Genomic DNA, 23,629 nt, shown 5'->3' on the forward strand with positions numbered 1-23,629 from the left:
ACCCGTAGTTTTGGGGACCGCGGGCCCGCACTGCGGCGATGCCACGCGGGTTCGGTGCGCGGGCGTAGTTGTAGGTGGCTTGCAGCAGCTCGGTATCGGCGCTGTTCTGCCCGTCAGGCTGGTCTGGTGGCTGGAGTTGTCGTAGCCATCGGTTTGGCTGCCGGTTCCGGCCAGGTGGTGTTGGTACGGCGGTCGGCGTTGTCATAGCCGGCGAGACCGTCTAGCGCGGGCAGAGTGGGTGGGCTGGTAGAAGTCTTCGGCGCCGGTGGTGGTCTCGCCCGGACGGCCCGCGGCTCAGCCGCCAGGTGTGTGGTACGCCGGGCTCGGCGGTGACTGTGGGCTGCACGGGGTCAGCTCGTGTCGAGACTCTCGGGCAGTGTCAGGTACCAGGTCATGGTCACGGTGGTGCCCACGTCGGTGGGAGCGAGGATGGTGTGGTCGGCGAGAGCGCGCATGATGCTGAGGCCCCGTCCGTACAGCTGGCCGGGGTCTGTGGAGGGTGGTTGCCAGCGGCCGTCGTCGGTGACGGTGATCCGGATCAGGTCATCCTGGTGGTGGGCGTGCAACTCGACGGCGCCGGCGATGCCGGAGGGGTAGGCGTGGCTTGCCGTGTTGATCAGCGCCTCGTAAGTGGCGAGTTCGACGTCGTGGGCGAGATCTCCCGTGAGGTCGTGGGCGCTGAGCCATTCTGCCAGGGCGTACCGCATGAGCGTCGCGTCGTCGGCGTGGGCGGGTCGGCGCATCGACAACTCGGAGTTCGCTGCAGCGGCGCGGTTGCCGGTCGGAGACATGGGCACCACCTCACGCGGTCGTGATGGAGCTGCTGGGGCCGTGCCTGCGGCATACCCGCACCCGGCCCAGGTATACACCCCGCCCTGGGTGGCGCCGAGCGGGTCAGATGTCGTCTGCGGCTAGAGCCTCGGCCACTGACGAGTACAGGGCGAACCCCTGGTCGAGGCCGACCAACCGCAAGGTGCGGTCCAGATAGCGCTTGACCGCCAGGCACAGCCTGGTGCGCTCGCCGGCGGCTTGGCGTCCCTCGCACAGGGCTGCGAGCGCCATCGAGGCGAAGAAGTCGACCGAGGTCAGGTCGACCACCAGAACGTCGGGTGTGGTTTTCAGGGCCTCGCGGATTGCTCCCTCAAGCAGGGGCGTGGTGAGCGCGTCGAATTCGCCGCGTGCGGTGACCACAACAGCGGAACTCTCGTGATGCAGGCTGACGCACGTCTCGCCGGCGCCTGGGGCGGGGTGGCGATCGGATGCCTGCATTGCCCGATCGTCTCGCACTCAACGCTACGGTGCACCATCTGAGGGGAGACGAATGTTCACTCTCGTTTTCCGCTGTCACAACCGTTTCCTCTGGAAGCGATCCCGGTATCCACGCAGAAGCCCTCGCGCGGGATGTTAAACGTCGACGGTGACTTGATCGGCGAAGGCACTGGCTGTCGCGAAACGCGCGGTCGATCATCGAACAAGACTTGCGTGACGGCAGTGGAGGCCACCAACGGACCTTCGCCGCGCGTGGGCCCGCCGGTTCGAGGTGTCGAGTGACGGGATCCGGGTAGCCGAAATTTGAGGCTATCGGAAGCGAATCTCGAGGAGGAATCGTGGCCAGCAGCGAAACCGATCAGGTCACAGGTACACAGGACAAGGACTACAACATCATCTGGTTCGTGGAGGCGTGTCTGAGCAATGCGCTGCGAATGGAGTCCTACATCGCCGACGCCGACCGCGCGGGCGACCGCGAGCTGGCCGCCTTCTTCCGCCGGGCGCAGGAGGAAAGCCGGAAGGGTGCGGAGCAGGGCAAGAAGCTGCTCGCCCAGCGGCTCGGTGCCGCGGGCTGACTTCCGTGACTCCGCGCGTCCTGCACGGGGCCGGTCACCCAGCTGACCGCTCGATCACAGCCGCGACGGGCGAAGTGGTGATCATGATTGTTCTCCTCGCTGCCCTGCAGCGGTCACCTCGCGAAGAGTCGAGCGCGAGTCCGTCGCCGCGGAGGCGACAGCCACCGCAGCCAAGTCGGTGCGGGCCGCGCAGATCACGTCGTTCGCCTCGGGGAAAGGTGCGTCCGCGGCAACCACTCTCCCGCGCAGCGCGGCTCCGCTCTGTTCCAAACACCAGAGCGTGAAACTGCAGTCGGGCGCACGAATCCGGGCGTGCACTGGCACGGCCCCAGGCGTAGTCCGCTCGCTCAGGGCCGGCCACCGCGGCGTCACGTCTCGTCTCTCACACGGCGAAGGTGCGCCCGCCGCCTCCGAGGTGCCGGTCGAACCAGCCGACGGCCGCGTCGGCAACCTGTTCCAGCGCGCCGGCTTCCTCGAAGAGGTGCCCGGCTCCAGGAACCACCACCAGCTCGCGGTCACCGGACAACCGGGCTGCTGCGGCTTTGTTGAGTCTGCGCACGGTGCCGTCGTTTTCACCGACGATGAGCAGCACCGGGCAGCGCACGTCGTCCAGCGCGTCACCCGCCAGGTCCGGTCGGCCGCCCCGGCAGACCACCGCCCGCACCAGATCCGGCCGGGCGGCCGCCGCGCCCAGCGCCGCGGCCGCTCCCGTGCTGGCGCCGAACAGACCCACCGGGCAGGCGCGACCGCAGGGGTGCCGGCCAGTTTGTCCAGCGCCTGCAGTAACCGGTCACGCAGCATCCCGATGTCGAACCGGCGGCGGCCGCCGGCCGCCTCGGCGCGGTCCTCCTCCTGGCTCAGCAAGTCGAACAACAGCGTCCCGAAGCGGTTGTCCTGCAACGTCCGGGCGACCGCCTGGTTGCGTGAGCTATGCCGCGAGCTTCCCGAGCCGTGCGCGAACACAACCACTCCGGTGGCATCGGCGGGGACTGTCAGATCGCCTTCGACCACGGATGTTTCGGTGTCTACTGTGAACGGTTCCGTCATGACCTTTTCCTGCTGTCGAACACCGGTCTTCCCGTGGCGCTCGGAAACGAAACCCGGGCGCGAGACCTTCTGCGCCGCGGCTGGGCTTGGCGACCGAAGCACATGTGGTCGGCGACAACGGTCCGCGGCAAGCCGAGGGGAGCATCCAGCCGGTGGGGTTCTCCAGCATGATCAGCCGCGCATGCCGGGCCTGACGCAGTGCTTGAAGGCGCGTGCCGCAGATCGGTTCCTATCGATACTACGTCGGCGGTTTCGATTGCCGCATCGCTGCCCGTGGCTCCCATCGCGATAGTTATCTCGGCCGTCACGGGCGCTGGTGTGCCGCCGTCGCCCATCCTCGCGAACGAGCCTCGTCGCCCGCGTAAGTTGTCCACGGTGGCCAGACGGCCGGTCCTGTTCCAGGTTTTCGGCTGAGTCCGCGCCGACTCAACCCTGGCCAATGACCTCGAACGGGGGACCTCGTCCCCGAAGGCCACGTGCTAGGAGATGGGCCCGCCGGCAAGGCAGAGGCCGCAGCTCGATGCTCTCACCGGTGGTCTCGCGCGCCTCGACAAGCACCCCGAGTGCGGCTGAGGAGAAGAACTCGGTCAAGTCGGTCACCAGCACCGGCGGGGCCCCGACGGGGGCCTCGCGTCTCGCGAGCCGCAGCCGGGCGTGGTGTGCACGTCGAACTCGCCGCGCGCGCTCAGTACCAGCGCCGGTCCCTCGCGGCGCTGGCTGACGCTCGCCTGTACTCCGGGTGCGGGTGCGTCCCCTCCGAGGTTCGGGTGGAACTCTGGCATGATCCCGATTTTGGCGCAGCGGTCGCCGTGCTGCGCGGCAACAGCTCGCGGTCAGGACGTGCACCATGCCACGCTGCGCCAGCGAATTGCCCCACCCGCAGGAAGCTGACAACTACCCCGGGCAGATGGGCTTGGTGACCCGGGGTCTGGGAACCCCCGAGCCTGTAGCGCACGACCCTATGCGGGTGCGGTGCCGCGGGTAGCGCCCAAAGGCGTCTTCCGGATCGAGGATCTTGCCGTTTGCCGTGTTTCCTGTGGGGACGTGCTGGTAGGCCCTGGGTGGTGCGCTGGTGACAGGCCATTGTGTGGCCGGAAACTGACGTGTCCGCAGGTGGCCTCGCGGTCAAGGAGGGGCCGCGGGGCCACCGTGCGATTGTGTGGGCACGGTGGTGAGAAATTCGTCCAGCAACGCTTGTGCGACGTCGCGGAGCTTGACGTTGGTGTTCTGCGACAGCGTCACGAGCACGGCGAACGCCTCCTGCGGGTCGCAGCGGCGCTGGGCCATCAGCACGCCCTTGGCCTGCTCGATCACCCCTCGGGACTGCAGCGCCTCCCGAAGGTGCCGGTTCTCTTCCGCGATCACCGCCGCGGCGTCAACGCCGTCTGGCGCGTGCTGAGGAGCCGGTGCCGGCCAGCTGGTCCGCTCAGTCTGCGCGTCCACCAACGACATGGTTGCTCCCCTCGCTCCGCGGGCCTCCGATCTCTCTCGACATTCGAATGTACCCCTTGGGTGATCGGGTGAAACCGACGTTCCTGCTGGTGGAGGCCCGGGCATTCAGCATGAAAGTGGCGCGGCAAGTGCGTTCCGCGGACGGCGAGGATGGCTCGTGACGGGTGACGTCGAGAGCTCCTACGAGGCCGGCCAGTGGAAGACAAAGGTCGAGGGCAACCAGCAGGCTTCGCGCACCCTCGACTCGAAAGCCGAGGCGGTGGCCAATGGGCGCGAGATGGCGATCGAGCGCGGCGTGGAGCACTTCATCCGCAACATGGACGGCACGATCGCCGACCACCACACCTATCCGCGCAGCCGCGATCCCCGCAGCGTCCCCGGCTGACCGGCCACTGCCGCCGGTACCCGGTCGAGGCGGGTCAGCGGCCGGGCACCGCCATGCGCGTGCCGTGCAGACCAGCGAGCAGGTCACCGTGCTCGTCGACGCGGTGCGGCAGGTCGTTGGAGGTCAGCTCGGCCGATGTGCGGCAGGTGCGGGGGCTCGCAGACGAAGTCACTTCCGACTTTGGCTACGCTTCCGCGTCGCGCACTTGTGCGCGACGTCACCTCGATCTCGTCGGCCTACCCGACGACATCGATTTTCGTCACCGATGCGTGTACGCATCGGCCGAGACCGCTCAGCCCTGCCGGTTCCTTCGCTTTCCCGGCAAGGCTGAGCGGTCTCTGCGGTTTACAACGACCGGAACAGGTGGCTGGCGTTGTTGTTCAGCAGCTCGGGCACGAAGTTGCCCCAAGTGCCGGGGTAGTAGGTCATTTCGGCGCCGCCGTACCCGCTGTTGTAATACACCGTGACCTTGTACTTCGTGCGGTTCCACGCGGAGATGGCGTTGTTCTTGACGCAGGTGTTGATTCCCCGCCCGCTTCCCTTGAACTCGTAGCAGGTCGGCTGCGAGTCGCCGTAGTTCGAGATCGAGCCGGTGAAGTCCGACAACGACTCCGTCCGCTCGTTCCCCCAATAGAGGCAGAATTCCCCCACGTCACAGTGCCCGTCACGAGCCGCCGCATGAGCAGTGCTGACTGCTGTGGCCGCGAGAACGACGCTGGCCCCGACGGCCACCGAGGTCCGAGCAAGGACCTTTCCGATGTTCCTCAACAGAACCCTCCCCTGTTCGCTGAAATGTCCCCTGACGCTGGGGGACATACCTGCATTTTTGCGCAGTAAAGGCTGATTCGGGGAGGATCCGTCTAAAACAACCTGATCGGCCGTACTCCGGTACATCCTCGGTCTCACCTCAGAACCGGAAGGAGCACGATCCCGAGTGGGCGTGCGTCTGGGCCAACGACACGGCCAAGGCCGGCGGCGATCACGACGACATGCTGCCCCCAAGGTTCCGGTGCGACTGACCCATCACTTCGGCAGGGACCGGCCCGGACACCGGCCAGCTCATGGGCGCGATGACCGACATCCCGGCCCAGTAGGCACGCCGCCTGCTGGAGACCGCCGCCAACCCGTCACCTACACACCGCTGGACGTCCGGCATGGCATGCACGGGCCCCAGCCACAGCGATCTGGATCCGGACTGCGGTGCATGGCGGACGTAGACGCTGAAGTTCGCCACGCATCAGGAGGTAGGGCTCATCCGGCCTGGTCGCGGCCCGGTTTGGTCGTGGGACGCCGGACGATTTGTTCGCCGCGGTTCATCGCTTCCCGGCCTTCGGGGATGTTCTGCATGATCCAGTTGTGGAACATGCCGGGGTACTCGGCGTAGTCCACGCCGATCTCTGTGTCGCGGGCGTGTGTGGTGAAGCGGCGGGCGTCGGCAGGAGGACGTCGCGGGTGCCGATGAACAAGCTGAACGGCCCGAGACCGGCCAGGTCTGCGTGCAGTGGGCTGATGGGGGTCGTGGGCGTCGGTGCCTTCGGCGTACATGCGGCCGGCTTCCCGGAGTCCCGTGATGCCGAGCATGGGGGTCGTGCTCGTCGAGCACGACGGAGATCGGGTCCTCCCGTGCGATGACGAGCCAGGGGGAGTAGAGCAGCACGCGCGCGGGCTGGGGGCGGTTTTCATCACGCAGTTTCTGAGCGATGGCGAGTGCCAGTGCTCCGCCGGCCGAATCGCCGGAAATCACCGTGTCTTCGGCTGCGTGGTGATCGGCGACGCGGGGTAGGTGGCGTAGACCATCGGCAGAGCCGCAGTGTGGTCGTGCCGGGGGACGAGGGCGTAGATCGGCAGGGTCACGGCACAGCCGAGGCGATCGACAAGGTCGGCAGCGTAGCGCCAGTGGTGCGTTTCGATCTCCTCGACGTATCCGCCGCCGTGCAGATGGACCACGTGCAGCAAGAAGCCGTTCCTTCCTGTGGTCGCAACGTCCAGCAGGCGAAACCTTCCGCCTCCCACCGTTGCACCGAACACGCGCGCCGGACCCGCCGGGGCGGCCGGGCCATTGACGGCCGCTGGTGTCGGTGCAGCCGGCGGTCCAGGGTGCGGGCGTCGTCGTAGAACCGTTTCTGCCCGGTGGCACGGAGGTAAGCCATGTACAGCTGTGCCTTGGCGCTGACCATGTCCCATGATTACGCCGGACGGGCGGTCGACCAACCGTCCGCGTCGGCACCGAGGCTGCTGGCCGCAGACAACGTCCGGTCCACGATGGCGCGGCCGCCTCCGTTCGACGACGGCGTTTGCGATGTCGCCGGCTCAGGCTTATCGAGTGGCGTGAAGGACACCGAGCTTCGGATCAGCTCGGGGTCAGCGACCCAATGCGTTCTCCAGCTCCTTCTTTGTCATGCTCGACCGGCCCTTGATGTTGCGTTTCTTCGCCTCGTTGTAGAGCTGGTCCTTGGTGGGCCCGCCCGGCCCCTGCCGGTTCCCGGAGCGATGTCCGCCTCGCTTCTGCGGGCTCTTGTCTCGGGTCGAGCTCTTGCTGGCTGACTCCGATTCGCCGGACTGGGCGCGGTTCTTGTTCACGGTCCTCGCTGCGATCTCCTCGGCGCGCTCGTTGCTGGCACCCCGGTTCTTCTGTGAGGACTTGATGTGCTTGTACTGGCGTTCGCGCTTCCCGCTCCAGCTCTGCTCCGGCATGACTCCTCCTTCTTTCTGGCCAGCAGATACCCGGGCTGACCAGGGCCGAAACAGCGTCCGAGGGCGACCCCGGTTGCGAGCAGTGTGGTCATTTGTCTTCCGCAGCTATTGTCAGCGCGGACGCGGCATCGGCGAAGCGAGCCGGCGCCCAGACCGCCGCGGCCCGAGCGTCTTGGTCGAGCTGATCGAGCACTTGCCGTCGTTCTCCGTCCGCGCGGTCCACGACTTGGCGGCCCTTGGCCGTCGGGGCCAGCAGGGTCTCGCGTTTGTTCAGCGGGTTCTGTGCCTTAGCCGCTGCAGCAGGTAGTCGCCGACGGGCTGAGCCGTGCCGGCTGATCGTCGTCGCGTCGCGTCGCATCGCCTCTGCTCGATGCGCTCGTTGTCCCGCGATGAGCGGGGCGTGTGGACCGCCCGCACCGGCGACTTGCGTGTCCGCTGGACGCGGCCCCGGCGACGCCACTCCCGCCCGGCCTGCATCGCAGTTCTGCGCGCCCTCGCAGCGCAACGCTGGGCGTGCCAGGTTGCCCAGTGTCCGGTCTTGCCAACCGGCTGGTCGGTGGAACGACCCACCGCTGCATCGACCCGTGGTGCCTCGAAGCGCACACCGGGCGCGCCGCTACCGGCTCTCGCGCCCGCCACGCTCGAAGCCATCCGGACCGACCAGTGCGAAGACGGCTACGTCTACCGCTTCGCGCCCGACGATCGCCCGCTGGGGGAGGCCGAGGGGGCGTTCCTGCTGCGCGAGTCTTCATGGCGCTGGCTTCCCCAAGGTTCGTCCACGCCCTCCTCCTCGAAATCGCCCCCGGCCGGCGGGTGACCGACCGGCGTGACTGGGCTGCGAGAGCGCCGGCAGTTGTGGAAGGATTTCCCGGTGAACCCTGATTCAGAGAGTGTGGACCAGGCAACCAAGGTTGAACAGCTGGAACAGGCCCTCGCCACGCGGCCGGTGATCGAGCAGGCCAAGGGCATGCTCATGGTGCTGCGGAGCTGGCCTGAGGACGCGGCATTCGCTGCGTTGCGTGAGGCGTCGCAGCACACGAACGTGAAGCTCCACGACGTCGCCGAAGTGGTGGTCGCAGCCGGAGCCGGCGGCAAGGCAGCGGTGCCAGAGGAGACGACCGCCGCGGTGCTCGCCGAGCTCAAGGCCGCCGGTATCTGGGGTGCTGAGCACGCCGAGCGGGAGTGAACCCGGACATGTGAGGGGCGAGTCCGTCGCTGGCTCAGCCTGACTCGTCGGTCACGTGGTGTTCAGCGCCGACGGGTTTGGATTCGGGCGAGCCGCGCTGGCGGAGATAAACGCTGAAGATCGCCATGCAGCCGATGGCCAGGAACTCCGACTGCCAGTTCTGCAGGGTGCGGTTCCAGAAGTCGGCCGAGAGCACGTACTCGCCCCAGCTGACCGAGTCGCCGAAGTTGCTCAGCTGTTCCGCGTTGTAGGCGCTGACCCCGGCGATCGACTGGGCCAGCCACGAGAGCAGGAAGATCGAGCCCATGACCAGGCCGAGTGAGCGGGAGAACACCGCCGTGCGCCAGCCGCCCGCCCTCGCCCACCGAGGAGACCCGTCTTGGACGTGCCGGCCGAGCAGCTGGTCCCGGTCACTCTCGGGCCCGGCTTTGCGCAGAGCCTTCGACTCGGGGGAACCTCGCTGTACGAGCCACACGGTCGCGAAGACGTAGAGGAAGAACTGCAGGTACTCCGACTGCCAGTTCTCGGCGACGTCGACGGCGAACGACGAGGACGTGAGGTAGTCCACCAAGCCGACAGTTTGGGCCCCGTGGGCGAGCTGCTGGTCGTTGAAGTCGGCGAGGCCCGACCACGCCTGGCCGGCCAGGCTGAGCAGGAACAGCACTCCGAAAGCGAGCGAGAGGCCGTTGTTCCGGACGAAGGAACGGATCGTGGTCATCGGCCCAGCGCTCCGATCGCGATGAAATAGGCCAACCCGGCGACGACGAGCACCAGGTAGACGGCAAACACCGCGCGGGCCTTCATCGCCCGCCGACCGTGCAGTCGTAGACCTGCTCGTTGCGCGGATGGCAGCCGGCGCCGGTGACGCGCCAGCCGTCCGGGAACTCGTGCAGGAACAGGGTGTCCGCAGCTGAGCGCGCCTGAGCTTCGTCCCCCACACAGACGCCGACACGACGGGTGCATGCGGCACCGCGGCCAGCACCGGCTGACACCCGGCTGACCCGAGCGCGTCCCGTGCTCGCGGCGCGAGCAACGCGCAGGCCTCGACGGCCGCGCCCGTGGCGGCTGCGGTGATGAACGCCTGTGCCGCGGCCTGGGCATCCGGGCTGCCGGCCGCACCACAGCCGACAGCCGAAACCAAGACCGCCGCGGTGGTCACACCGCCGATGACCTTGCGCACGCGTCGATATACCCCGCTCACGGCTGCGTTACACCTCTGCGATGCGGCGGTCGCCAGTTCTCGGATTTCACGCGAGCAACAGTTGCGCCACGCAAGCAAACCGTTTGCCTCCGTGCTCCGCGCGTATTCTCTGATCGCCGGATGAGTCAGTTCACCGGTTGATCGGAGTGGCGGCAAGCTCCGGCTGTCGCCACGAGTGGGCCCCCTCTTTCAAAGGCTTCGGCGACACTGTCGCGGCTGCCTCTGCCCGTGTTCGCAGCTCGTTGTGGAGGCGGTGCGCGACTCGGACCGGGGGCGGGCGGACTGGGTCCGGCCACGCGGCGACGACCACAGGCGGTTCGTCGCGACACGGCCAAGGCCGCGACATCGGCGATCCGGAAAAGATTCCACGGTGTTTCCCGGTCGAGCCCCTACCTGAGGCGGCTTGTAAGTTCTCCCGCCGAGCGGAACATGCGCATGGTTGGATCGCGCACTGCCCAGGGGTTCACCGGGCGGGCTGGCGCCGGTCGGTGAAGCGGCGGTTCTTCTCCCGCATTTCATCGTCATCCACCTCCCGGGCGCCGCTCATGCGCTGCCGTTCACCTTCCGAGCACGGCGCGGATGGCGTCACGTGCTCGGTCGATGATCGCGGCGGGTGGTCCCAGCAGGAGGTTGGCTTTCGCGCTCTCTGCGCCGGGGTGCGCCCGGGTCGGCGCCACGGCCTCGGCGAGCCGCACGGTCGCCGCCAACGCCCGCAGCCGCTCCGGCGGCCGGTGGGCTCGCAGCATCGGGAACTCCTCGCGTTCTTCGTGTTCGGCGTGCGCCAACACGTCGTCTCGGAGCTGGACCAGCAGGGTGTCGAATCCGTCGGCGTCTGGCCCCATCTTTTCGAGGGTGGTCAGCAGTTCCTTGGCGCGGCGCTCCTCGCCCAGCCGTGCCTCGACTACGGACTCGGCCGCTGGTTCGAGGTCGCGGATCTCCGGGTGCACCACTTCTTCCTCCGCTGTCTCGTGCACGGCCAGGAGCCGAACGAGGCTGTGGAACACTTTCCGCCGCTGGTCGTCGTCCTCCGCCGTGTCCAGCTGCGTGAACAGCTCGCGGATCTCCCGGTGCTGCCGCTGCAGCAGCTCGATGACGTCCTCGTTGTTCTCCACCATGAATCTCCTTCTTGTCGACTCCGGGCTTTCGTCAGCCGACGCGGGGTCCGTCAGTGCCGCGCGGTGCGGCGACACCGTGTGTTTCGGGGCCGGTGAGCAGGCCGAGGGCGATCATGCCGATGCCGAGACCCAGGTGCAGCCAGTTGTCCGCGTTGTTGAACGGAACGAAGTTGGCGTCACTGCCGTGGTCGATGAGCAGGCCGTAGAGCCACAGCACGAGGTACACGACTCCTCCGATGAGGAGGTATAGCCGGGCCGCGCGTGAGGTGCGGGCGCACGCCAGGCCGACGACGCCGAAGAGCAAATGCACGATGTTGTGCAGGGTGGAGACCATGAACACGCCGAAGAGCATGGCCATCGAGCCGTGCCCGGCGAAGCCCATCTGGTCGTAGTCGGTCGTGACGCCCGGGATGAACCCGAGCACGCCGATCAGCAGGAATACGCCCCCGACGATGCCGGCGGCCAGCTGGGCGGACGAGCGTCCGGTGGAAGTGGGTGAAGGTGTACGTGTCGACATGACTTTCTCCTCCATGTCAGGAATGTGTTCGAACGGGGCCGGCGGCGCGGGTGTACTGCTGGAAGTCGATGCGGTCGATCTTGCGGTGGTAGCGCATCCCGGCCAGACCACCGAGGATGGCTCCGATGAGCGCGGCGGCCAGGGCGACGAGCACGGTGATGCTGCCGACGACGGTCAGGGTGCCTTCGTTGATCGGGAGCCGGGGCAGCCCGTTGAGGCGGGCCAGGATGTCGAACTGGCTGCCGCCGACGGCGGCCAGGATCGCGACGACGGCCGCGATGACGATCGACCACACCCATACGGCGAGGCCTTGCTTGACCCCGTTGAAGCGCGCCATTCTTCCGGCAACATAGCCGCCGCAGTAGTAGCCGATCAGGAGGACGACCAGCACGACGATCGCGGAGACGACGGTGGCGGTTTGCACGGCGGCGGGATTCTGCGCCGCTTGGCTGACCTGGTCGGCCGCTTGCCCCGCGTCACCGGGATTGGTGGCCAGGCCGAACGCGGTCCCGGCCGCGGCGGCGACTGCGGTCAGGATCAGCGCGGTGCCGGTGGCGGTGAGCCATCCGAAGAACGCGGCGCCCCACTTGATCCCACCGAAGCGCTCCCGCTGCCGCTCCACCACTTCACCGCGACCCGGGCCTTCCTCCTGCCGTGCCACGGGCGGCGGCGCGTCTGCGACGGACGGCGTGTTCTGCGGGGGTGACGTGACCTGCGTGGTGTTGACGGGTGGCGCAGCGCCGGGGTCGAGGCGGCCGTGGCGGGCGCCCTCGGGGTTCGTACTCATGGTGATCTCCTTCGGTTCGTTGTCGTCTCGCAAAGAGGGGACCTCGCGGTGGAGCCATGGCCGCGGCGATGCTCGCTTTGCGGATGCGGTGCTGTGGATCAGCGGACGGGACACTCCGGTCGCGTCTCAGTGGCGCCGACCACGAGGTGCCACGGCCGGTTACGCGCGCCCGGTGGCGGGCGTTGGCGGTGACTGCGCGGGAGGTGTGCTCGGCTCCTGGCTGCCCATCTTCTGGCCGGCCTTGCGCAAGGTGTCGGCGGCGTCCTCGGCGGCGCGCTGTTTGCCGATCGCGAGGTCGGACTTGACGGTGTCGTTCTGTTCCTTGGCCTTGTCGTATCCGGAGTTGACGAGCTTCGCGGCGGCGTCGCGGCCGCCGATGCCGAAGGCCAGTGCCGTGGCCAGTGCTGCGGAGCTGACCAGGGCGACGTAGGTGATCGTCACGATCACCGGCGAGATTCTCGACGGAGTGAGGATCATGATCACGGCGATGCCCATGATCATGGCCGGAACGAGGGTGCGGACGATCTTGCCGGTCGGAGTGTCGCCCATGGTGCGGTGCACCAGCCCGCCGACCGCGCCGGCGACCGCGGCCGCGACGATGAAGATCAGCAGTGCGGCGATGACGTTGGGCAGGTAGCTCAGCACTTGGTTCATGAACCCGGTCAACGCCGGGATTCCGAGCGTGCCGATGGCCGAGGAGATCACGAAGAGCATGATCAGCCAGAACACGACGAGGCCGACGAACTTGGAGGGGCTGCCCCGGGGGGAGAGCTTCTCCACGTAGTTCGCGCCGCCGCCGGTCTTCAGCTTGTCGTCGACCTTGGCCTTCTGCAGGCCCTTGGTGATGACCTTGTCCAGCAGTTTGGCGATGATGAAACCAATCAGCAGTACGAGCAGTGCGCCGATCAGCTGGGGCAGGTAGCCCACGAATGTCGTGAACGCACTCTGCAGACTTTGCAGAATGTTGAAGCCAGTGTTCACGGATCTGTCCCTTCGGGTAGGTGCAAATTTGCCTGGGGTTGCCAGGTCGACCATGATCGTGTTTGTGACTTCCGCGCACCGGTAGATTTGCCGGGTTCGTGCATTGGATTGGCGGGCGCCGCGTGGCTCTGGCTGGTCAGGGAGATACGTCGTCGTTCGTTGTCCGCGTGTCCGAAAATCTTGGTGAGATGTCACAGGCTGGATGGCTTGTGCTGCGCGTGGTAGGAACTGCGCATACCCGGATTATTGGGCACCAAACTCGCAGGACCACAACGAACGGAGGACTGCGGTTGACCGGATACCAACGTCATCGGCGAACTTATTTCGTTAACCGGTTCCAACCAGGCTGCGGTGGCGGCGGTCAGAAATTACGCCGACAACGTTTCTCGTCTACGCCGTGGGATAATCGGTGGCGAAGCCAGGCTCAACTCTACGAGGACGTAGCCGTCGACATACTGTCCGGGTTTCGCTTCCTCCCCGGGGATCTGCACCCCCGGGCGTCGACGACCTCCAGAGATCCGATGACAGCGACCTCGTTAAGCGCATCTCAAGTCGACCCGGCCACAACCACTCCTGCTGAGGCGAGGTTCGATCGGGGGCGCGGTGCTAGGGGTGGACGTGGCCCTTGCTCTTGTCCTTGGGCTTCCCCTTGGCTTTATCGGCCGGATTGGCAGCCTTGTTCTCGTGGTTGGCTGTGAGGGCGCCAGATCCGTGCAGTGAGGTCGGGTCTGGCGCGGCCGGTGGCGGTCCGGCGATCAACGTTGCAGATGGCTTTGCGGGCGTCGTCGACGAGAGCGTGGGGATGATCTGCACAGGTGTCGCGGAGGGGGTGGGGAAGGTCGTCGTGGGTGGTTCGGCGGCGGTAGTTGAAGCGGGGCTTGGCGCGTCGGGACTCGTGAGCGCTACGACGACCACGGCCGCAGCGACCGCGGCTGCGAGGCCGCTCGAGGCGATCAGGGTTCGTCGACGCGCGGAACCCGATATCCGGGATCGGCCGGTGACCGCGGTGCCTGCGTACGCGGCCATGGGCCTGCTCAACATCTGCAGCGCGTCCTGTGCGGTGGGGCGGTGTTCTGGTTCGCGGGCGGTCATGCGTGCGAGGGTCTGTGCGAGGGGCTCGGGCAGTCCGTCGGGGATGCGCGGAGACCGGTGCAGCCGCGCGAGTGCCGATTCGGCCATCGTGCCGGGGTACTCCCGCTCCCCGGTCAAGCACTCGAGCAGGATGAGGCCGAGCGCGTACACGTCGGCGGCCGGTTCGGCCGGTTCACCGGTGATCTGCTCGGGTGCGAGGTAAGCGGCCGTGCCGGTCACGAAACCGGTGCCGGTGATGTGGGTCGAGTCGAGTTCGTGGGCAATGCCGAAATCGCCGATCAGCGGGCCGTCGGGGCCGAGCAGGATGTTGGCGGGCTTGAGGTCCCGGTGCACGACGCGCCGGCTGTGCAGGTGTGCCAACGCCTCGGCGAGCCGGACTCCCAGTTCGGACACCTCCGCGGCCGGCAAGGGGCCGGCGAGCAGGCGCTCGGCGAGGTTCCCCCCGTCCACCAGCTGCATCACCAGAAACGGCCTGTCGTGATCGGTCCCGCTGTCCAGCACGGCCACCACCCCGGGGTGGTCGATGCCGGCCTGGATGGTCTTCTCCCGTATCCGCCGTATCTGGTCCGCCTCGACGACGTCCCGGTCGTACACCTTGAGCGCGACCGGGCGGCCGAGTCTTCGATCGAACGCCCGGTAGACCCGCGCAGTACCGCCGCTGCCGATCAGGTGCTCGACCTCGTAGCGTCCGACGGTCAAGGACAGCGGCTTGTCTGAGTCATCCCGGGGGACCACGTCGCCACCGAGGGAGTATCGGGGAGCCGTGACGCCGTCGGTCGGTCGCTCGTCCGTCATCGGCAGTCCCCATGTTGTCGGTGACCCACCAGTTATCCGGCGGTACAGTCCGTTAAACCCGGCGGAGCTGATCAGCCGGTTGAGGGAGAATCCGGCCGGGGCGTCGCCACCGCTGGCTCACGCGAGTACCGGCCTGTGGTCGCGGGTGCGCGCCGGGGCGCCGTCCGCGCGCGGTGCACGTGGCGAGCTGGCGCAGGGGGAGGCCGTGGCGAGGCGCGGACGACGACGTCGAGGAAGTGCCGCAGACGTTGAGCGAGCATCGGGTCCGGCTGCCGGTGATCTACGGCCGCGATCTTGTCGGCGTGGTGGTGCGGGCCGATGTCACGCGAGCGATGCCGAATCCGGGCGCGGGTGCGCTGAGGCTCTCTCGTACGACTGGCCGTCCAGACTGCTCGTACAGTGTGCGCAGGGGGCGAAAGGGGTATCCGCCGGTCATGACATCGATCGGCTACTTCCTTTCCTGCGAGCAGTACGGCCCGCGAGAACTCGTGGCCCAGGCACGCGCGGCCGAACGCGCGGGGTTCGAGCGGTTGTGGATCTCGGATCACTTTCACCCGTGGCACGACCAGCAGGGCCAGAGCCCGTTCGTGTGGTCGGTGATCGGGGCCTTGTCGGAGGCGGTGTCGCTACCGGTGACGACCGCTGTGACATGTCCGACCGTGCGCATCCACCCCGCGGTGATCGCGCAGGCCGCCGCGACCGCCGCGGTTCAGCTGGACGGCGGCTTCGTGCTCGGCGTCGGGTCCGGGGAAGCCCTGAACGAACACATCCTCGGCGACCCGTGGCCGTCGGCGGGGCAGCGGCTGGCGATGCTCGAAGAGGCGGTTGAGATCATCAGGCTGCTGCACTCTGCGGGTGCACGCGGCGAGCAGGTGAGCTTTCAGGGGACCTACTACGAGGTGCAGGAGGCGAGGATCTACACGGTGCCGGACGAGCCCGTGCCGATCTACGTGTCCGGGTTCGGGCCACAGGCCACCGAGCTCGCCGGGCGGATCGGGGACGGCTATTGCACGGTGCTCCCGGACGCGGACCTGATTCGCACCTTCCGAGAGTCCGGTGGTGGCGACAAGCCGGTCCAGGCCGGGATGAAGGTTGCGTGGGGCCCGGACGTCGACGCGGCCCTCGACGAAGCGCATCGCTTGTGGGCCAATGACGTCTTGCCCGGTCAGCTGGGTCAGGTTTTGCCGCGGCCACAGGACTTCGAGGCTGCTACGAAGCTAGTGTCGCGTGAGGACGTCAGTGACGCGATCGTATGCGGGGACGATCCGAAGGCGCACCTCGATCGGGTACGCCAGTATGTCGAGGCGGGGGCGGACGAGATCTACGTCCAGCAAATCGGACCTGATCACGACGCATTCTTCCGGGGATGGGGGCAGCACGTGCTGCCGGAGTTCCGTTGACCTGGCGAGCTGTGGTCTCACCGGCGCCAAGGGCGGCGTCTCACTACGCCATCCCGCGGCCAGGCAGCCGCGACGCGAGAAGACTGACGCGCCGCGAGGTGTCATCTTGCGGTGAGCGCGGGCTTCGACGCGGTCCTGAAGTCCTTTGTGGACTTCCCTGGTGGCGTGTCGGGCCTCTTGTCGGTCGTACCGGCACGGGTTATGGTGAAGGCAGCGGTCCAACAGCGGGCCGTGCCCTTGATCTCCTCTTGCGCACCGGGCACGAGCTGACGCGTGGGCGGCATCTCGTCTCAGCGATGAATCCCGGTGGGCGAAGAAGGCAGGCCATCTTGACCACCATCCTCAATGGTTCCGCCAGACTCTTGCCGACTCAGCCCCTCGGCGTGGAACCGCTCCGGCTTTCCGTCGAACGTCCGGATCGCGATCTTGTCATGGTCCGCGTGGCCGGGGATCTGGACGCGGCCTCGGCGCCACGGCTCCGGGAGCTGCTCGACGCGCGTCTGCGTAGCACCGTGCGCGCGGTGCTACTCGACATTTCCGGGGTGACGTTCCTCGGCGCAGCCGGGTTGCGCGCGTTGGAACGCGCTCACCTGTTGGCGAGCGAACTCGGTGTGCGCTTCGCCGTGCACGTCGGTGAAGCTCGCCAGGTCCGGAGGGCGATGGGACTGCTCCCGCTCGCGACGCTGTGGGCGGTCGACGAGATCTGACCACCGAGCTGTCAGGAAACGGTCGTGACGCGTTCGATGGACGCTCTGGCGACGTCGCGGACGCCATGGTGTTCGGGATCTGTGGCTCCGTGACGGGTTGGCTGTGTCGGGCCGGCTCGCCGCGAGAGGTGCCTCTCGGTCTGGCAGAAAAGGCAATCTGACAGACCAAGTCCAGATGGGACTACTGCACCGTGCCGACTTACGACCGTGCCCGGGCGGGCAACCGGGCGGCATGACTACTCAGCGGATCGTCGTCACCGGTTCGACCGCTGACGGCGGGGCCAGAGTGTCGCGCCCGGCCGACCCAAGCGCCAACTGTTTTCGCCGGGCCACCGCGACGTTTGTCCGGTCGGTCGCCGGGTAATCGGCGGTAACCCTGACGCCGAGGAGGCCGAGATGACGACCGTGCCCGCGGAAGAAGCGGATCAGACCGCCGCCGGCGCTACGGCTCTGCGGGAGGTGCTGCCCGCGTTTCCTGCGGGGTCTGCGCTTCCCGCGCGTGGCCTGCTCCGACTGCCAGGCGTGTACCGCCCGCAAGCCGATACGTGCTTGCTGGCGTCTGCTGTGCGCCGGGCCCGGGTGCCCGTCGGCGCCCGCGCGCTCGACCTGTGCACCGGAACGGGCGCGCTCGCCATCGCACTCGCCCGCGCGGGAGCGGAATCCGTGCTGGCCGTGGACCTTTCGCGGCGGGCGCTGGTGTCGGCCTGGGTGAACGCGGCCCTGCGCGGGCTGCCGGTGCGCGTGCGCCAGGGTGGCCTGCTCGCCGCTGCGGGCGGGGGACCCTATGACGTCGTCGTGACCAATCCGCCGTACGTGCCGGTGCCGGCAGAGCGGCCCCGGCCGGACCGCCGATGCGACGCTGGGACCGACGGGCGCGCGGTGCTGGATCCCTTGTGCGAGGGCGCCCCGGCACTCGTTGCGCCAGGAGGATTCCTGTTGCTGGTGCAGTCCGTGATGTCCGGCGTGGACCGCTCGGTCCGCCTGCTCACCGCCGCGGGCCTGCGGCCGCGGATCGTCGCACGGGCGATGGTCCCGTTCGGACCGGTCCTGTCTGGACGGACGGACTTCCTCGAACAGTCGGGCTTGGTAGCCCCGCAGGTGCGGAAAGAGGAACTGGTGGTGCTCCGTGCCGACCGGTGAGAGCCGGGGGTACCGGCGGGTGCGGGTGGTCCCGGGTGGGCCGCTGCTGATCGAAGGCCCGGTGGAGCTGCAGACGCCCGAGGGCAACACGGTGCGCTCTGACCGGTTCCTGGTGGCGGTGTGCACCTGCCGGCGCAGCAAGTGCTTCCCGCTGTGCGACACCAGCCACCGCAAGCGGGTCCGCGCTCAAGACAACGGTTGACGCAATGAGGACCGCCCGGCGCGCCAGCACCCCAGCAGGTGCTCGCCGAGGCGGTCCTCGAGGTGGTTCGTTGCCTGCACACCGAACACCACGTCCGCCGCGAGCGCCGGATCCTGTTCGAGCAGGTCACCGACCACGTCGTGGCGCATCACTTGTTCGTGCACCGCGTCGGCTTCGATGTGCTCGGTGTAGAAGAATTTGCACGCCTCGGGCGCGCCGAGCCGAGTCAGCGCTTGCACGATGCGCTGCGCCGAGGGTGCCGTGGTGATCTCCGCGGCGGCGAAGTGGCCGACGAGGGCGCCCCGCAGCGCGCGGTGGAGCCCGAACAGTGACATCGCGTTGACGATGGCCAGCATCGGCGCGGGCACGTAGTCCAGCAGGGCCAGGTAGCCGTCGGGGAGTTCGGCGCCGCGCAGCAGGTCGGCGAACAGGCGCGAGTGGACGTACTCCGGGCGGCCGCCGCCGAACTCGTCGAACTCCACGGCCACGAGCGCCGCCTTGGCCCGGCCTCGCAGCCGCGGGATGACCCACGCGTGCGGATCGGCTTCCTTGAGGTGGTAGATCGAGCGGTGGGCGAACAGTTCCCGCACCTGCCACCACTGGCCCTCGTCCCGCAGGTAGTGGGAAACACCGGCTGCGTCGATCGGCTCGACCAGCAGTGCGGTGAACTCGCCGTCGACGTCGTCGCCACCGGGCACCGCGGCGCGCAATGCACTTAGGAAGCGTTCTTCCATCGCACCTCGCAGCCGCAGCAGCTCGGGGTCCCACTCCCAACCGGCGTCGACGCCCGGCAGGCCTTGGTAGTGCAGTTCGTAACACAGGTGCAGGCCCAGGTGCAGGTCGTCGCCGAACGGGTCGGCGTCCGCGATCGCGTCGAGGGGCAGAGTCCGCCCGGGCGGGGGAGTGGACAGGGTCTCGGAGACGGCGGCCGACAGCGGCCCACGGGCGGTGGGCAGTACGGCGGACTGCAGACTCGTCATGGCCGGAGGGTTACCCCGCGGCGGCCGGTTCATGCCCCGAGACGGGCACGGTGCGCTCCTCGAGCATCCGCACCACGGCGCGCAGGCCGCCGGCCGCCGCGGAGCGCTGCGCAGCCGATCCCGTGCCGTCGGCGAGCAGTCGGCCCGCGAGTGATTCGGCAAGGGCGCGGTCGCCGGCTTCCTCGAGTGCGCTGGCGGTGTGCCTGAGCAGGTCGTCGACTAGATCGACGGCCGGACGCTGTCGTTCGAGCCGGGGATCGACCAGGAGCCCGGTGAGGCCGTGGCGCGCGGCGGCCCAGACGGCTGCGGCACATACTTGCGGCGAGAGGCGCGGTCCTTCGCTCCCGCGCTCCAGGGCGGCCAGCGCGGTCCGCACGAGGGCGCGGGACAGCACGGCTTGCAGTATCGCGCCGTCGACGGTCGCGGCGGTGTCGGCCACGCGCAGTTCCACCGTCGGCAGCCGGGGTGACGGCCGGGCGAGCCAGAAGCTCTGGTTGCGGTCGACGAGCGCCCCGCACGTCACGAGCGCGTCCACCGTGCTCTGGTACTCGGCGTGGCTGCGGAAGTACGGTGCGACACCGGAACCGGGGAAGCGGGCCTGCAGCACCATGCGCCAGCTGTGGTAACCGGTGTCGCGGCCGTCGGCGAACGGCGAGTTGGCCGACAGTGCCAGCAGCACCGGCAGCCAGGGGCCGAGGTGGTTCACCACCGCGACGGCCGTGTCCGGGTCCTCGACGCCGACGTGCACGTGGCAGCCGCAAGCTTCGTACTCGGCGGCGAGAGGGCCGTAGGCCTCGTGGATCTGCGCGTACCGACCCTGCGGCTCGGGCTGCGCCCCACGGCCCGGCAGCGACACGGGTGTGCCGGACGCGACGAGCGCGCAGTCCTCGGCGGCCGCAGCCTCGGTGAGCAACCGGCGTCCGGCGGTCAACTGAGCCCGTAGCTCGTCGGCACTCGTGCAGACGCCGGTGGCCAGCTCCACCTGCGTGGGGCGCAACTCCCGTTGCACGATCGCGCCTTCCGGCAACCGGTGGTCGTGCCCGCAGCGCGCCAGTACGCGATCCGCGCTCGGTGTCGTCCGACCCGTGCGCGGGTTGACGAGAAGGAACTCCTCCTCGACCCCGATCGTCGTCCCCGCCCCGTCCATGAGGACTCGGCTACCCGTTTGGGCGGCGGTGGAACCGGGATCGTGCGCCGGAGGCCGGCCGCGGGCAACGTGACGTCGAGCCCCGGCGAGATCGGCGCAACCCAGTCGGGTACCGGTGTCGCTCGTCGTGCAGCCGCCGCGCGACGAGAGTCATGAGCGCAGCACCGGGCGGCACGGCTGGTTCTTCGGCGAACCCGTGCAACCACGCGACTCGCAAGTACCACATCCGCGCATCTCTCCCACCGGTGCCGACCCTGCTCTTCGCTACCGCGCAGAGTATTCGGGCTATACCAGTGAATCGACGGACGGAGGTTCTTGAGCGCAGTGGGTGACAACAAGCATTCACGCTAGGTGCCAGAAGGCCTTGCTCGTTCGCGTGCAACGCTCGCTTACCGCTGCTCGCGGTGACAGCTACCGCTCACGGTCACAGTCACGTTGCTCTCAACGGGTGACACAACGACGTGCCCAGGCGGCGCCGGATGCTGTGACGCCGCACCGCCCGAGGGTATGTCGGGCACGGTGCCACAGCGCGCGGCTTACGTTTGTCACGACGAGGCGAACACGGACAGGGGCGCGGACGTGGCCGGGGGCGAGCAGGCCGTCGAACGAGTTTTCGGATGCCGAAGTCCCAGCCCGGTATAGGTGGCGTGTTTGTCGGGATTAAAAAACGTCGTCCTTGACCAAGGAATGAGGCTCAAAACCGCGGGCCGACGTGGTGCCCAGTTAGGTGTGAGTGGGGATGGGAAGTTCGCCGGTGGCGGCGAAGCCCAGTCGGTTGGCGATGGCGACGGCGTGGTCGCCGAACCGTTCGTAGAACCGGGCGAGCAGGGCGAGGTTGATGGCCGTCTGGACGCCGTGAAGCCACTGGTCGCTGGTGATCAGTGTGAGGACGTGGGCATGGATGGTGTCGATGGTCTGGTCGGTGTCGGCGAGGTCGGCGAATCCGCACGGGCACTGGCGCTCGATCAGCTCGGCAAGCCGGTCCGCCATGCCGGCGGCGGCGTCGGCCATCTCGGCGAAGTCGTATTCGAGCTGGGCGGGCACGGCGTGGTGGGGATGGGCGAAGCGGGCGGTGTCGGCGACGTGCGCGGCCAGGTCGCCCATCCGCTCGAGCCGTTCGGCGCAGTAGATCGTGGCCAGGATAATCCGCAGGTCGTGTGCCTTGGGTGCTTGGAGGGCCAGCAGGGCCTGGGCGTGCGACTCGCAATCCGCACGGGCCCAGTCGATCTCGGCGTCGGCGGCGATCACCTGCTCGGCGAGGTCCAGGTCTGCGATTAACAGCGATCTGCTTGCCCGGCGGATCGCTTCGGCCGCAAGCGTGCACATCTGCCTCAGCTGTGCACTGAGACGGTTCAGCTCTTCGTGAAAGCTCTCGCGCATGTCCGCACCGTGTCCCTCGTCCGGCCAGCCGTAAGCCGGCCCCGCGGCGTCTCGGCGGCACTCGCGTAAAGCCCGCCGGCAGGTGAGGGTGGAGAAGTTCCTGCCGGTGGGCCCGCTGCGCGCCATGCCGCCGCGCCGCGTGTCCACGATTGTCGTCGCGGTGCGAGGTACCGGCGCCGCGGTGTTACAAGATCTTTTGTGGGTGGGTTCGTCTCCACCGAGAGGGACGCCTTCGGCGACGAGACAGAGCAGAACGGCCGCATGTTCGCCATCCGCGCCGCGGTCGCGCTCGTCGCTGCCCAAACCGACGCTCGCCTGCACACTGCGTTGGCAGGCCGGGGCGTGATCGGCATGGTCACGGGCATCGGCATGCAACGCCGCCTTGCCATGGTCCGGCAAGCACGTGGGCGCGCTCGCGATCTGCGGCGAGAACAACCGTCTTACGGGCATGGTGACTGAGCGCGACATCGTGGTGAAGGTGCCGGCCGAAGACAAGGACCCGCGCGCGGTGCACGTGGGCGAGCTGGCGCAGGGGAGGCCGTGAAGTTTGGCGCGGACGACGGCGTCGAGGGAGTGCTGTCGGCAGCGGTGAAGGCGAGCCGGTCCTCCCGCGACGCGACACGAAGGTGATGGGCCCAGACGAAGGGGCGCCGTGGTCGAAGCGGCCGCACGTGAACGAGTGCGGCCCTCGATCACTCACGTCGGCGTTCGCGTTGCTCGCCGATTATGCGCTGCCCGGTGTCCTCGGCGTCGTCGACATCTTTGGGCGGGCGGCCCTCGCCGGGGTCGTACAGGCTGTCATCGGTGGTGCGGCCAGGGTCAGGCGTGGTGGGCCGGGCGATGTCGTGGTGTTCGGTGCCATCGCGCATGTCCTTGCCGTGCCCGGTCTGTGATCCGGCGAACCTCGTGTTTGGGGTGGCCGCAGGCGGATAACGAGCGTTCAAGACTGATTGCGCCCACACCGGCACGCAGTCGGTCCCACGGGAATCCCGTTGCCGAGGGCTGTCGGCCAAACCGCTGCGGATTGAGGCGTGGTGCTGCGATGCCCCGGCGGAGGGTGGCGGGGGCCCCGCACCTGGTCTCGTGCGCGCCGGCCTCACCGACGTAGCCGGCGTGCCCGGCACGAGGTGGCACCGGGTAGCGGTTCCAGCTCGGGATTCTCGCGCCGTTCAACACATCTCCAGCCGAATTTCGCCAATAGCCTTGCGCTGGCAGTCGAGACCGCCCAGCGATCAGCGGTTCGTTGCCGGGTCCGCGGGCGATCTCCAGGCCACGCAACACCCAGGGCCGAACGCCGGGACCGCGCAGGTGCTCGTAGTCGTAGAGCCGGCGTGCCAGCCACAATCGCACCGAGCAGATGATAAGCGTGGAGGCACTACGTCGCCGTCTGGGTGCTGCCCGGGCTCACCGACCGCGACCCGCCACACGAGACGTTCGACACGAAGGTCACCGTGCTCGGGTGCGCTGCGTGTTGGGATGCAAACGTCTGCAGAGACCATGGCAGAGCATGCACGTCCCGCTGCGCCATGTGCCCTTCTGAAAAGGCACAACGCGACAGCTTCAGCAGTTCACATGGA

At 68.2% G+C, this 23,629-nt stretch carries 29 protein-coding genes and 2 pseudogenes; 9 read left to right on the plus strand and 22 right to left on the minus strand.

The genetic code is table 11. From position 1 onward, the window contains the following. Positions 1-350: 350 nt before the first annotated feature. Positions 351-791, minus strand: coding sequence for an ATP-binding protein (locus tag AB0878_RS36055; protein ID WP_366585011.1), 441 nt, complete (start codon positions 789-791; stop codon positions 351-353). Positions 792-894: 103 nt separating this feature from the next. Further along, positions 895-1,269 (minus strand): STAS domain-containing protein, encoded by a 375-nt coding sequence (locus AB0878_RS36060; RefSeq protein WP_366585013.1) that lies wholly within the window; start codon positions 1,267-1,269, stop codon positions 895-897. A 338-nt stretch (positions 1,270-1,607) separates the two neighbouring features. Here AB0878_RS36060 and AB0878_RS36065 point away from each other — a divergent pair, with 338 nt between their 5' ends. After that, positions 1,608-1,844, plus strand: coding sequence for a hypothetical protein (locus tag AB0878_RS36065; protein ID WP_366585015.1), 237 nt, complete (start codon positions 1,608-1,610; stop codon positions 1,842-1,844). Between the two features lie 382 nt (positions 1,845-2,226). Here AB0878_RS36065 and AB0878_RS36070 read toward each other — a convergent pair whose 3' ends face one another. Further along, a complete protein-coding gene (locus tag AB0878_RS36070) occupies positions 2,227-2,577 on the minus strand; it encodes a dienelactone hydrolase family protein (protein WP_366585017.1) in 351 nt (116 codons plus the stop codon). Between the two features lie 1,439 nt (positions 2,578-4,016). Further along, positions 4,017-4,343 (minus strand): ANTAR domain-containing protein, encoded by a 327-nt coding sequence (locus tag AB0878_RS36075; protein WP_366585019.1) that lies wholly within the window; start codon positions 4,341-4,343, stop codon positions 4,017-4,019. Between the two features lie 157 nt (positions 4,344-4,500). Between AB0878_RS36075 and AB0878_RS36080 the strand changes: the two genes are divergently transcribed. Beyond that, positions 4,501-4,728 carry a DUF2188 domain-containing protein gene (locus AB0878_RS36080; protein WP_366585021.1) on the plus strand — a complete coding sequence of 76 codons (228 nt, stop codon included), beginning with the start codon at positions 4,501-4,503 and terminating at the stop codon, positions 4,726-4,728. Positions 4,729-4,762: 34 nt separating this feature from the next. On the opposite strand, the gene AB0878_RS36085 is transcribed toward AB0878_RS36080, so the two are convergent. From AB0878_RS36085 to AB0878_RS36110, 6 genes and pseudogenes are all read right to left on the minus strand, one after another. Next, positions 4,763-4,900, minus strand: a complete 138-nt coding sequence (locus AB0878_RS36085; RefSeq protein ID WP_366585023.1) for a hypothetical protein — start codon at positions 4,898-4,900, stop codon at positions 4,763-4,765. Positions 4,901-5,073: 173 nt separating this feature from the next. After that, positions 5,074-5,622 carry a peptidase inhibitor family I36 protein gene (locus AB0878_RS36090; protein ID WP_366585025.1) on the minus strand — a complete coding sequence of 183 codons (549 nt, stop codon included), beginning with the start codon at positions 5,620-5,622 and terminating at the stop codon, positions 5,074-5,076. A 357-nt stretch (positions 5,623-5,979) separates the two neighbouring features. Beyond that, positions 5,980-6,309, minus strand: coding sequence for a hypothetical protein (locus AB0878_RS36095; RefSeq protein WP_366585112.1), 330 nt, complete (start codon positions 6,307-6,309; stop codon positions 5,980-5,982). A 103-nt stretch (positions 6,310-6,412) separates the two neighbouring features. Continuing rightward, positions 6,413-6,912 (minus strand): annotated as a pseudogene (locus tag AB0878_RS36100) (alpha/beta hydrolase fold domain-containing protein); the annotation flags it as partial. A 177-nt stretch (positions 6,913-7,089) separates the two neighbouring features. Continuing rightward, entirely contained in the window at positions 7,090-7,422 is a 333-nt protein-coding gene (locus tag AB0878_RS36105; protein ID WP_366585027.1) for a plasmid stabilization protein, read from the minus strand. Between the two features lie 88 nt (positions 7,423-7,510). Further along, positions 7,511-7,780 (minus strand): hypothetical protein, encoded by a 270-nt coding sequence (locus AB0878_RS36110; RefSeq protein ID WP_366585029.1) that lies wholly within the window; start codon positions 7,778-7,780, stop codon positions 7,511-7,513. 198 nt (positions 7,781-7,978) lie between these two features. Here AB0878_RS36110 and AB0878_RS36115 point away from each other — a divergent pair, with 198 nt between their 5' ends. Together AB0878_RS36115 and AB0878_RS36120 are read left to right on the plus strand one after the other, a co-directional pair. Continuing rightward, on the plus strand, positions 7,979-8,239 hold the full coding sequence (locus AB0878_RS36115) for a hypothetical protein (RefSeq protein WP_366585031.1): 261 nt from the start codon (positions 7,979-7,981) through the stop codon (positions 8,237-8,239). 54 nt (positions 8,240-8,293) lie between these two features. Beyond that, positions 8,294-8,608 carry an ANTAR domain-containing protein gene (locus AB0878_RS36120; RefSeq protein ID WP_366585033.1) on the plus strand — a complete coding sequence of 105 codons (315 nt, stop codon included), beginning with the start codon at positions 8,294-8,296 and terminating at the stop codon, positions 8,606-8,608. Positions 8,609-8,642: 34 nt separating this feature from the next. On the opposite strand, the gene AB0878_RS36125 is transcribed toward AB0878_RS36120, so the two are convergent. The 7 genes from AB0878_RS36125 to AB0878_RS36155 form a co-directional block, all read right to left on the minus strand. Continuing rightward, positions 8,643-9,326 carry a DUF6766 family protein gene (locus AB0878_RS36125; protein ID WP_366585035.1) on the minus strand — a complete coding sequence of 228 codons (684 nt, stop codon included), beginning with the start codon at positions 9,324-9,326 and terminating at the stop codon, positions 8,643-8,645. An 82-nt stretch (positions 9,327-9,408) separates the two neighbouring features. Next, complete coding sequence (locus AB0878_RS36130; protein ID WP_366585037.1) at positions 9,409-9,546, minus strand: hypothetical protein; 138 nt, start codon at positions 9,544-9,546, stop codon at positions 9,409-9,411. An 820-nt stretch (positions 9,547-10,366) separates the two neighbouring features. Next, entirely contained in the window at positions 10,367-10,924 is a 558-nt protein-coding gene (locus AB0878_RS36135) for a hemerythrin domain-containing protein (RefSeq protein WP_366585039.1), read from the minus strand. 31 nt (positions 10,925-10,955) lie between these two features. Beyond that, positions 10,956-11,441, minus strand: a complete 486-nt coding sequence (locus AB0878_RS36140; protein WP_366585040.1) for a DUF4383 domain-containing protein — start codon at positions 11,439-11,441, stop codon at positions 10,956-10,958. 16 nt (positions 11,442-11,457) lie between these two features. Beyond that, complete coding sequence (locus AB0878_RS36145) at positions 11,458-12,228, minus strand: hypothetical protein (protein ID WP_366585042.1); 771 nt, start codon at positions 12,226-12,228, stop codon at positions 11,458-11,460. Positions 12,229-12,387: 159 nt separating this feature from the next. Beyond that, positions 12,388-13,263, minus strand: a complete 876-nt coding sequence (locus AB0878_RS36150; RefSeq protein ID WP_366585044.1) for a hypothetical protein — start codon at positions 13,261-13,263, stop codon at positions 12,388-12,390. Between the two features lie 552 nt (positions 13,264-13,815). Further along, positions 13,816-15,096 carry a serine/threonine-protein kinase gene (locus AB0878_RS36155; protein WP_366585046.1) on the minus strand — a complete coding sequence of 427 codons (1,281 nt, stop codon included), beginning with the start codon at positions 15,094-15,096 and terminating at the stop codon, positions 13,816-13,818. 236 nt (positions 15,097-15,332) lie between these two features. Between AB0878_RS36155 and AB0878_RS36160 the strand changes: the two genes are divergently transcribed. The 4 genes from AB0878_RS36160 to AB0878_RS36175 all read left to right on the plus strand — a co-directional run bounded on the left by AB0878_RS36160 (position 15,333) and on the right by AB0878_RS36175 (position 18,545). Further along, positions 15,333-16,496, plus strand: coding sequence for a TIGR03557 family F420-dependent LLM class oxidoreductase (locus AB0878_RS36160; RefSeq protein ID WP_366585048.1), 1,164 nt, complete (start codon positions 15,333-15,335; stop codon positions 16,494-16,496). A 329-nt stretch (positions 16,497-16,825) separates the two neighbouring features. Beyond that, positions 16,826-17,203: an STAS domain-containing protein gene (locus AB0878_RS36165; RefSeq protein WP_366585050.1), complete on the plus strand. Its 378-nt coding sequence runs from the start codon at positions 16,826-16,828 to the stop codon at positions 17,201-17,203. Between the two features lie 396 nt (positions 17,204-17,599). Next, on the plus strand, positions 17,600-18,343 hold the full coding sequence (locus tag AB0878_RS36170; RefSeq protein ID WP_366585052.1) for a methyltransferase: 744 nt from the start codon (positions 17,600-17,602) through the stop codon (positions 18,341-18,343). Beyond that, positions 18,330-18,545 (plus strand): CDGSH iron-sulfur domain-containing protein, encoded by a 216-nt coding sequence (locus tag AB0878_RS36175; protein ID WP_366585054.1) that lies wholly within the window; start codon positions 18,330-18,332, stop codon positions 18,543-18,545. Before AB0878_RS36170 ends, AB0878_RS36175 begins: the two co-directional genes overlap by 14 nt. On the opposite strand, the gene AB0878_RS36180 is transcribed toward AB0878_RS36175, so the two are convergent. The 3 genes from AB0878_RS36180 to phoU form a co-directional block, all read right to left on the minus strand. Continuing rightward, positions 18,530-19,525, minus strand: a complete 996-nt coding sequence (locus AB0878_RS36180; RefSeq protein WP_366585056.1) for an iron-containing redox enzyme family protein — start codon at positions 19,523-19,525, stop codon at positions 18,530-18,532. The two genes, AB0878_RS36175 and AB0878_RS36180, sit on opposite strands and share 16 nt — an antisense overlap. Positions 19,526-19,535: 10 nt before the next feature. Next, positions 19,536-20,672 carry a glutamate--cysteine ligase gene (locus tag AB0878_RS36185; RefSeq protein WP_366585058.1) on the minus strand — a complete coding sequence of 379 codons (1,137 nt, stop codon included), beginning with the start codon at positions 20,670-20,672 and terminating at the stop codon, positions 19,536-19,538. 723 nt (positions 20,673-21,395) lie between these two features. Next, the gene (gene phoU / locus AB0878_RS36190) at positions 21,396-22,487 is read right to left on the minus strand and encodes a phosphate signaling complex protein PhoU (RefSeq protein WP_366585060.1); all 1,092 of its coding nucleotides are present in this window, start codon (positions 22,485-22,487) and stop codon (positions 21,396-21,398) included. On the opposite strand from phoU, the pseudogene AB0878_RS36195 reads away from it, so the two are divergent. Next, a pseudogene (locus tag AB0878_RS36195) lies at positions 22,435-22,587 on the plus strand (CBS domain-containing protein); the annotation flags it as partial. The gene phoU and the pseudogene AB0878_RS36195 overlap by 53 nt on opposite strands. Before the next feature lie 157 nt (positions 22,588-22,744). Here the strand turns inward: AB0878_RS36195 and AB0878_RS36200 are convergent. Both AB0878_RS36200 and AB0878_RS36205 read right to left on the minus strand, forming a co-directional pair. Then, on the minus strand, positions 22,745-22,921 hold the full coding sequence (locus AB0878_RS36200) for a hypothetical protein (protein WP_366585062.1): 177 nt from the start codon (positions 22,919-22,921) through the stop codon (positions 22,745-22,747). Continuing rightward, the gene (locus tag AB0878_RS36205) at positions 22,872-23,402 is read right to left on the minus strand and encodes a DUF6098 family protein (protein ID WP_366585064.1); all 531 of its coding nucleotides are present in this window, start codon (positions 23,400-23,402) and stop codon (positions 22,872-22,874) included. The genes AB0878_RS36200 and AB0878_RS36205 overlap by 50 nt, the downstream gene beginning before the upstream one ends. Between the last annotated feature and the right edge of the window lie 227 nt (positions 23,403-23,629).

The sequence above is a fragment of the Amycolatopsis sp. NPDC047767 genome (assembly GCF_040704195.1).
Lineage (GTDB): Bacteria > Actinomycetota > Actinomycetes > Mycobacteriales > Pseudonocardiaceae > Amycolatopsis.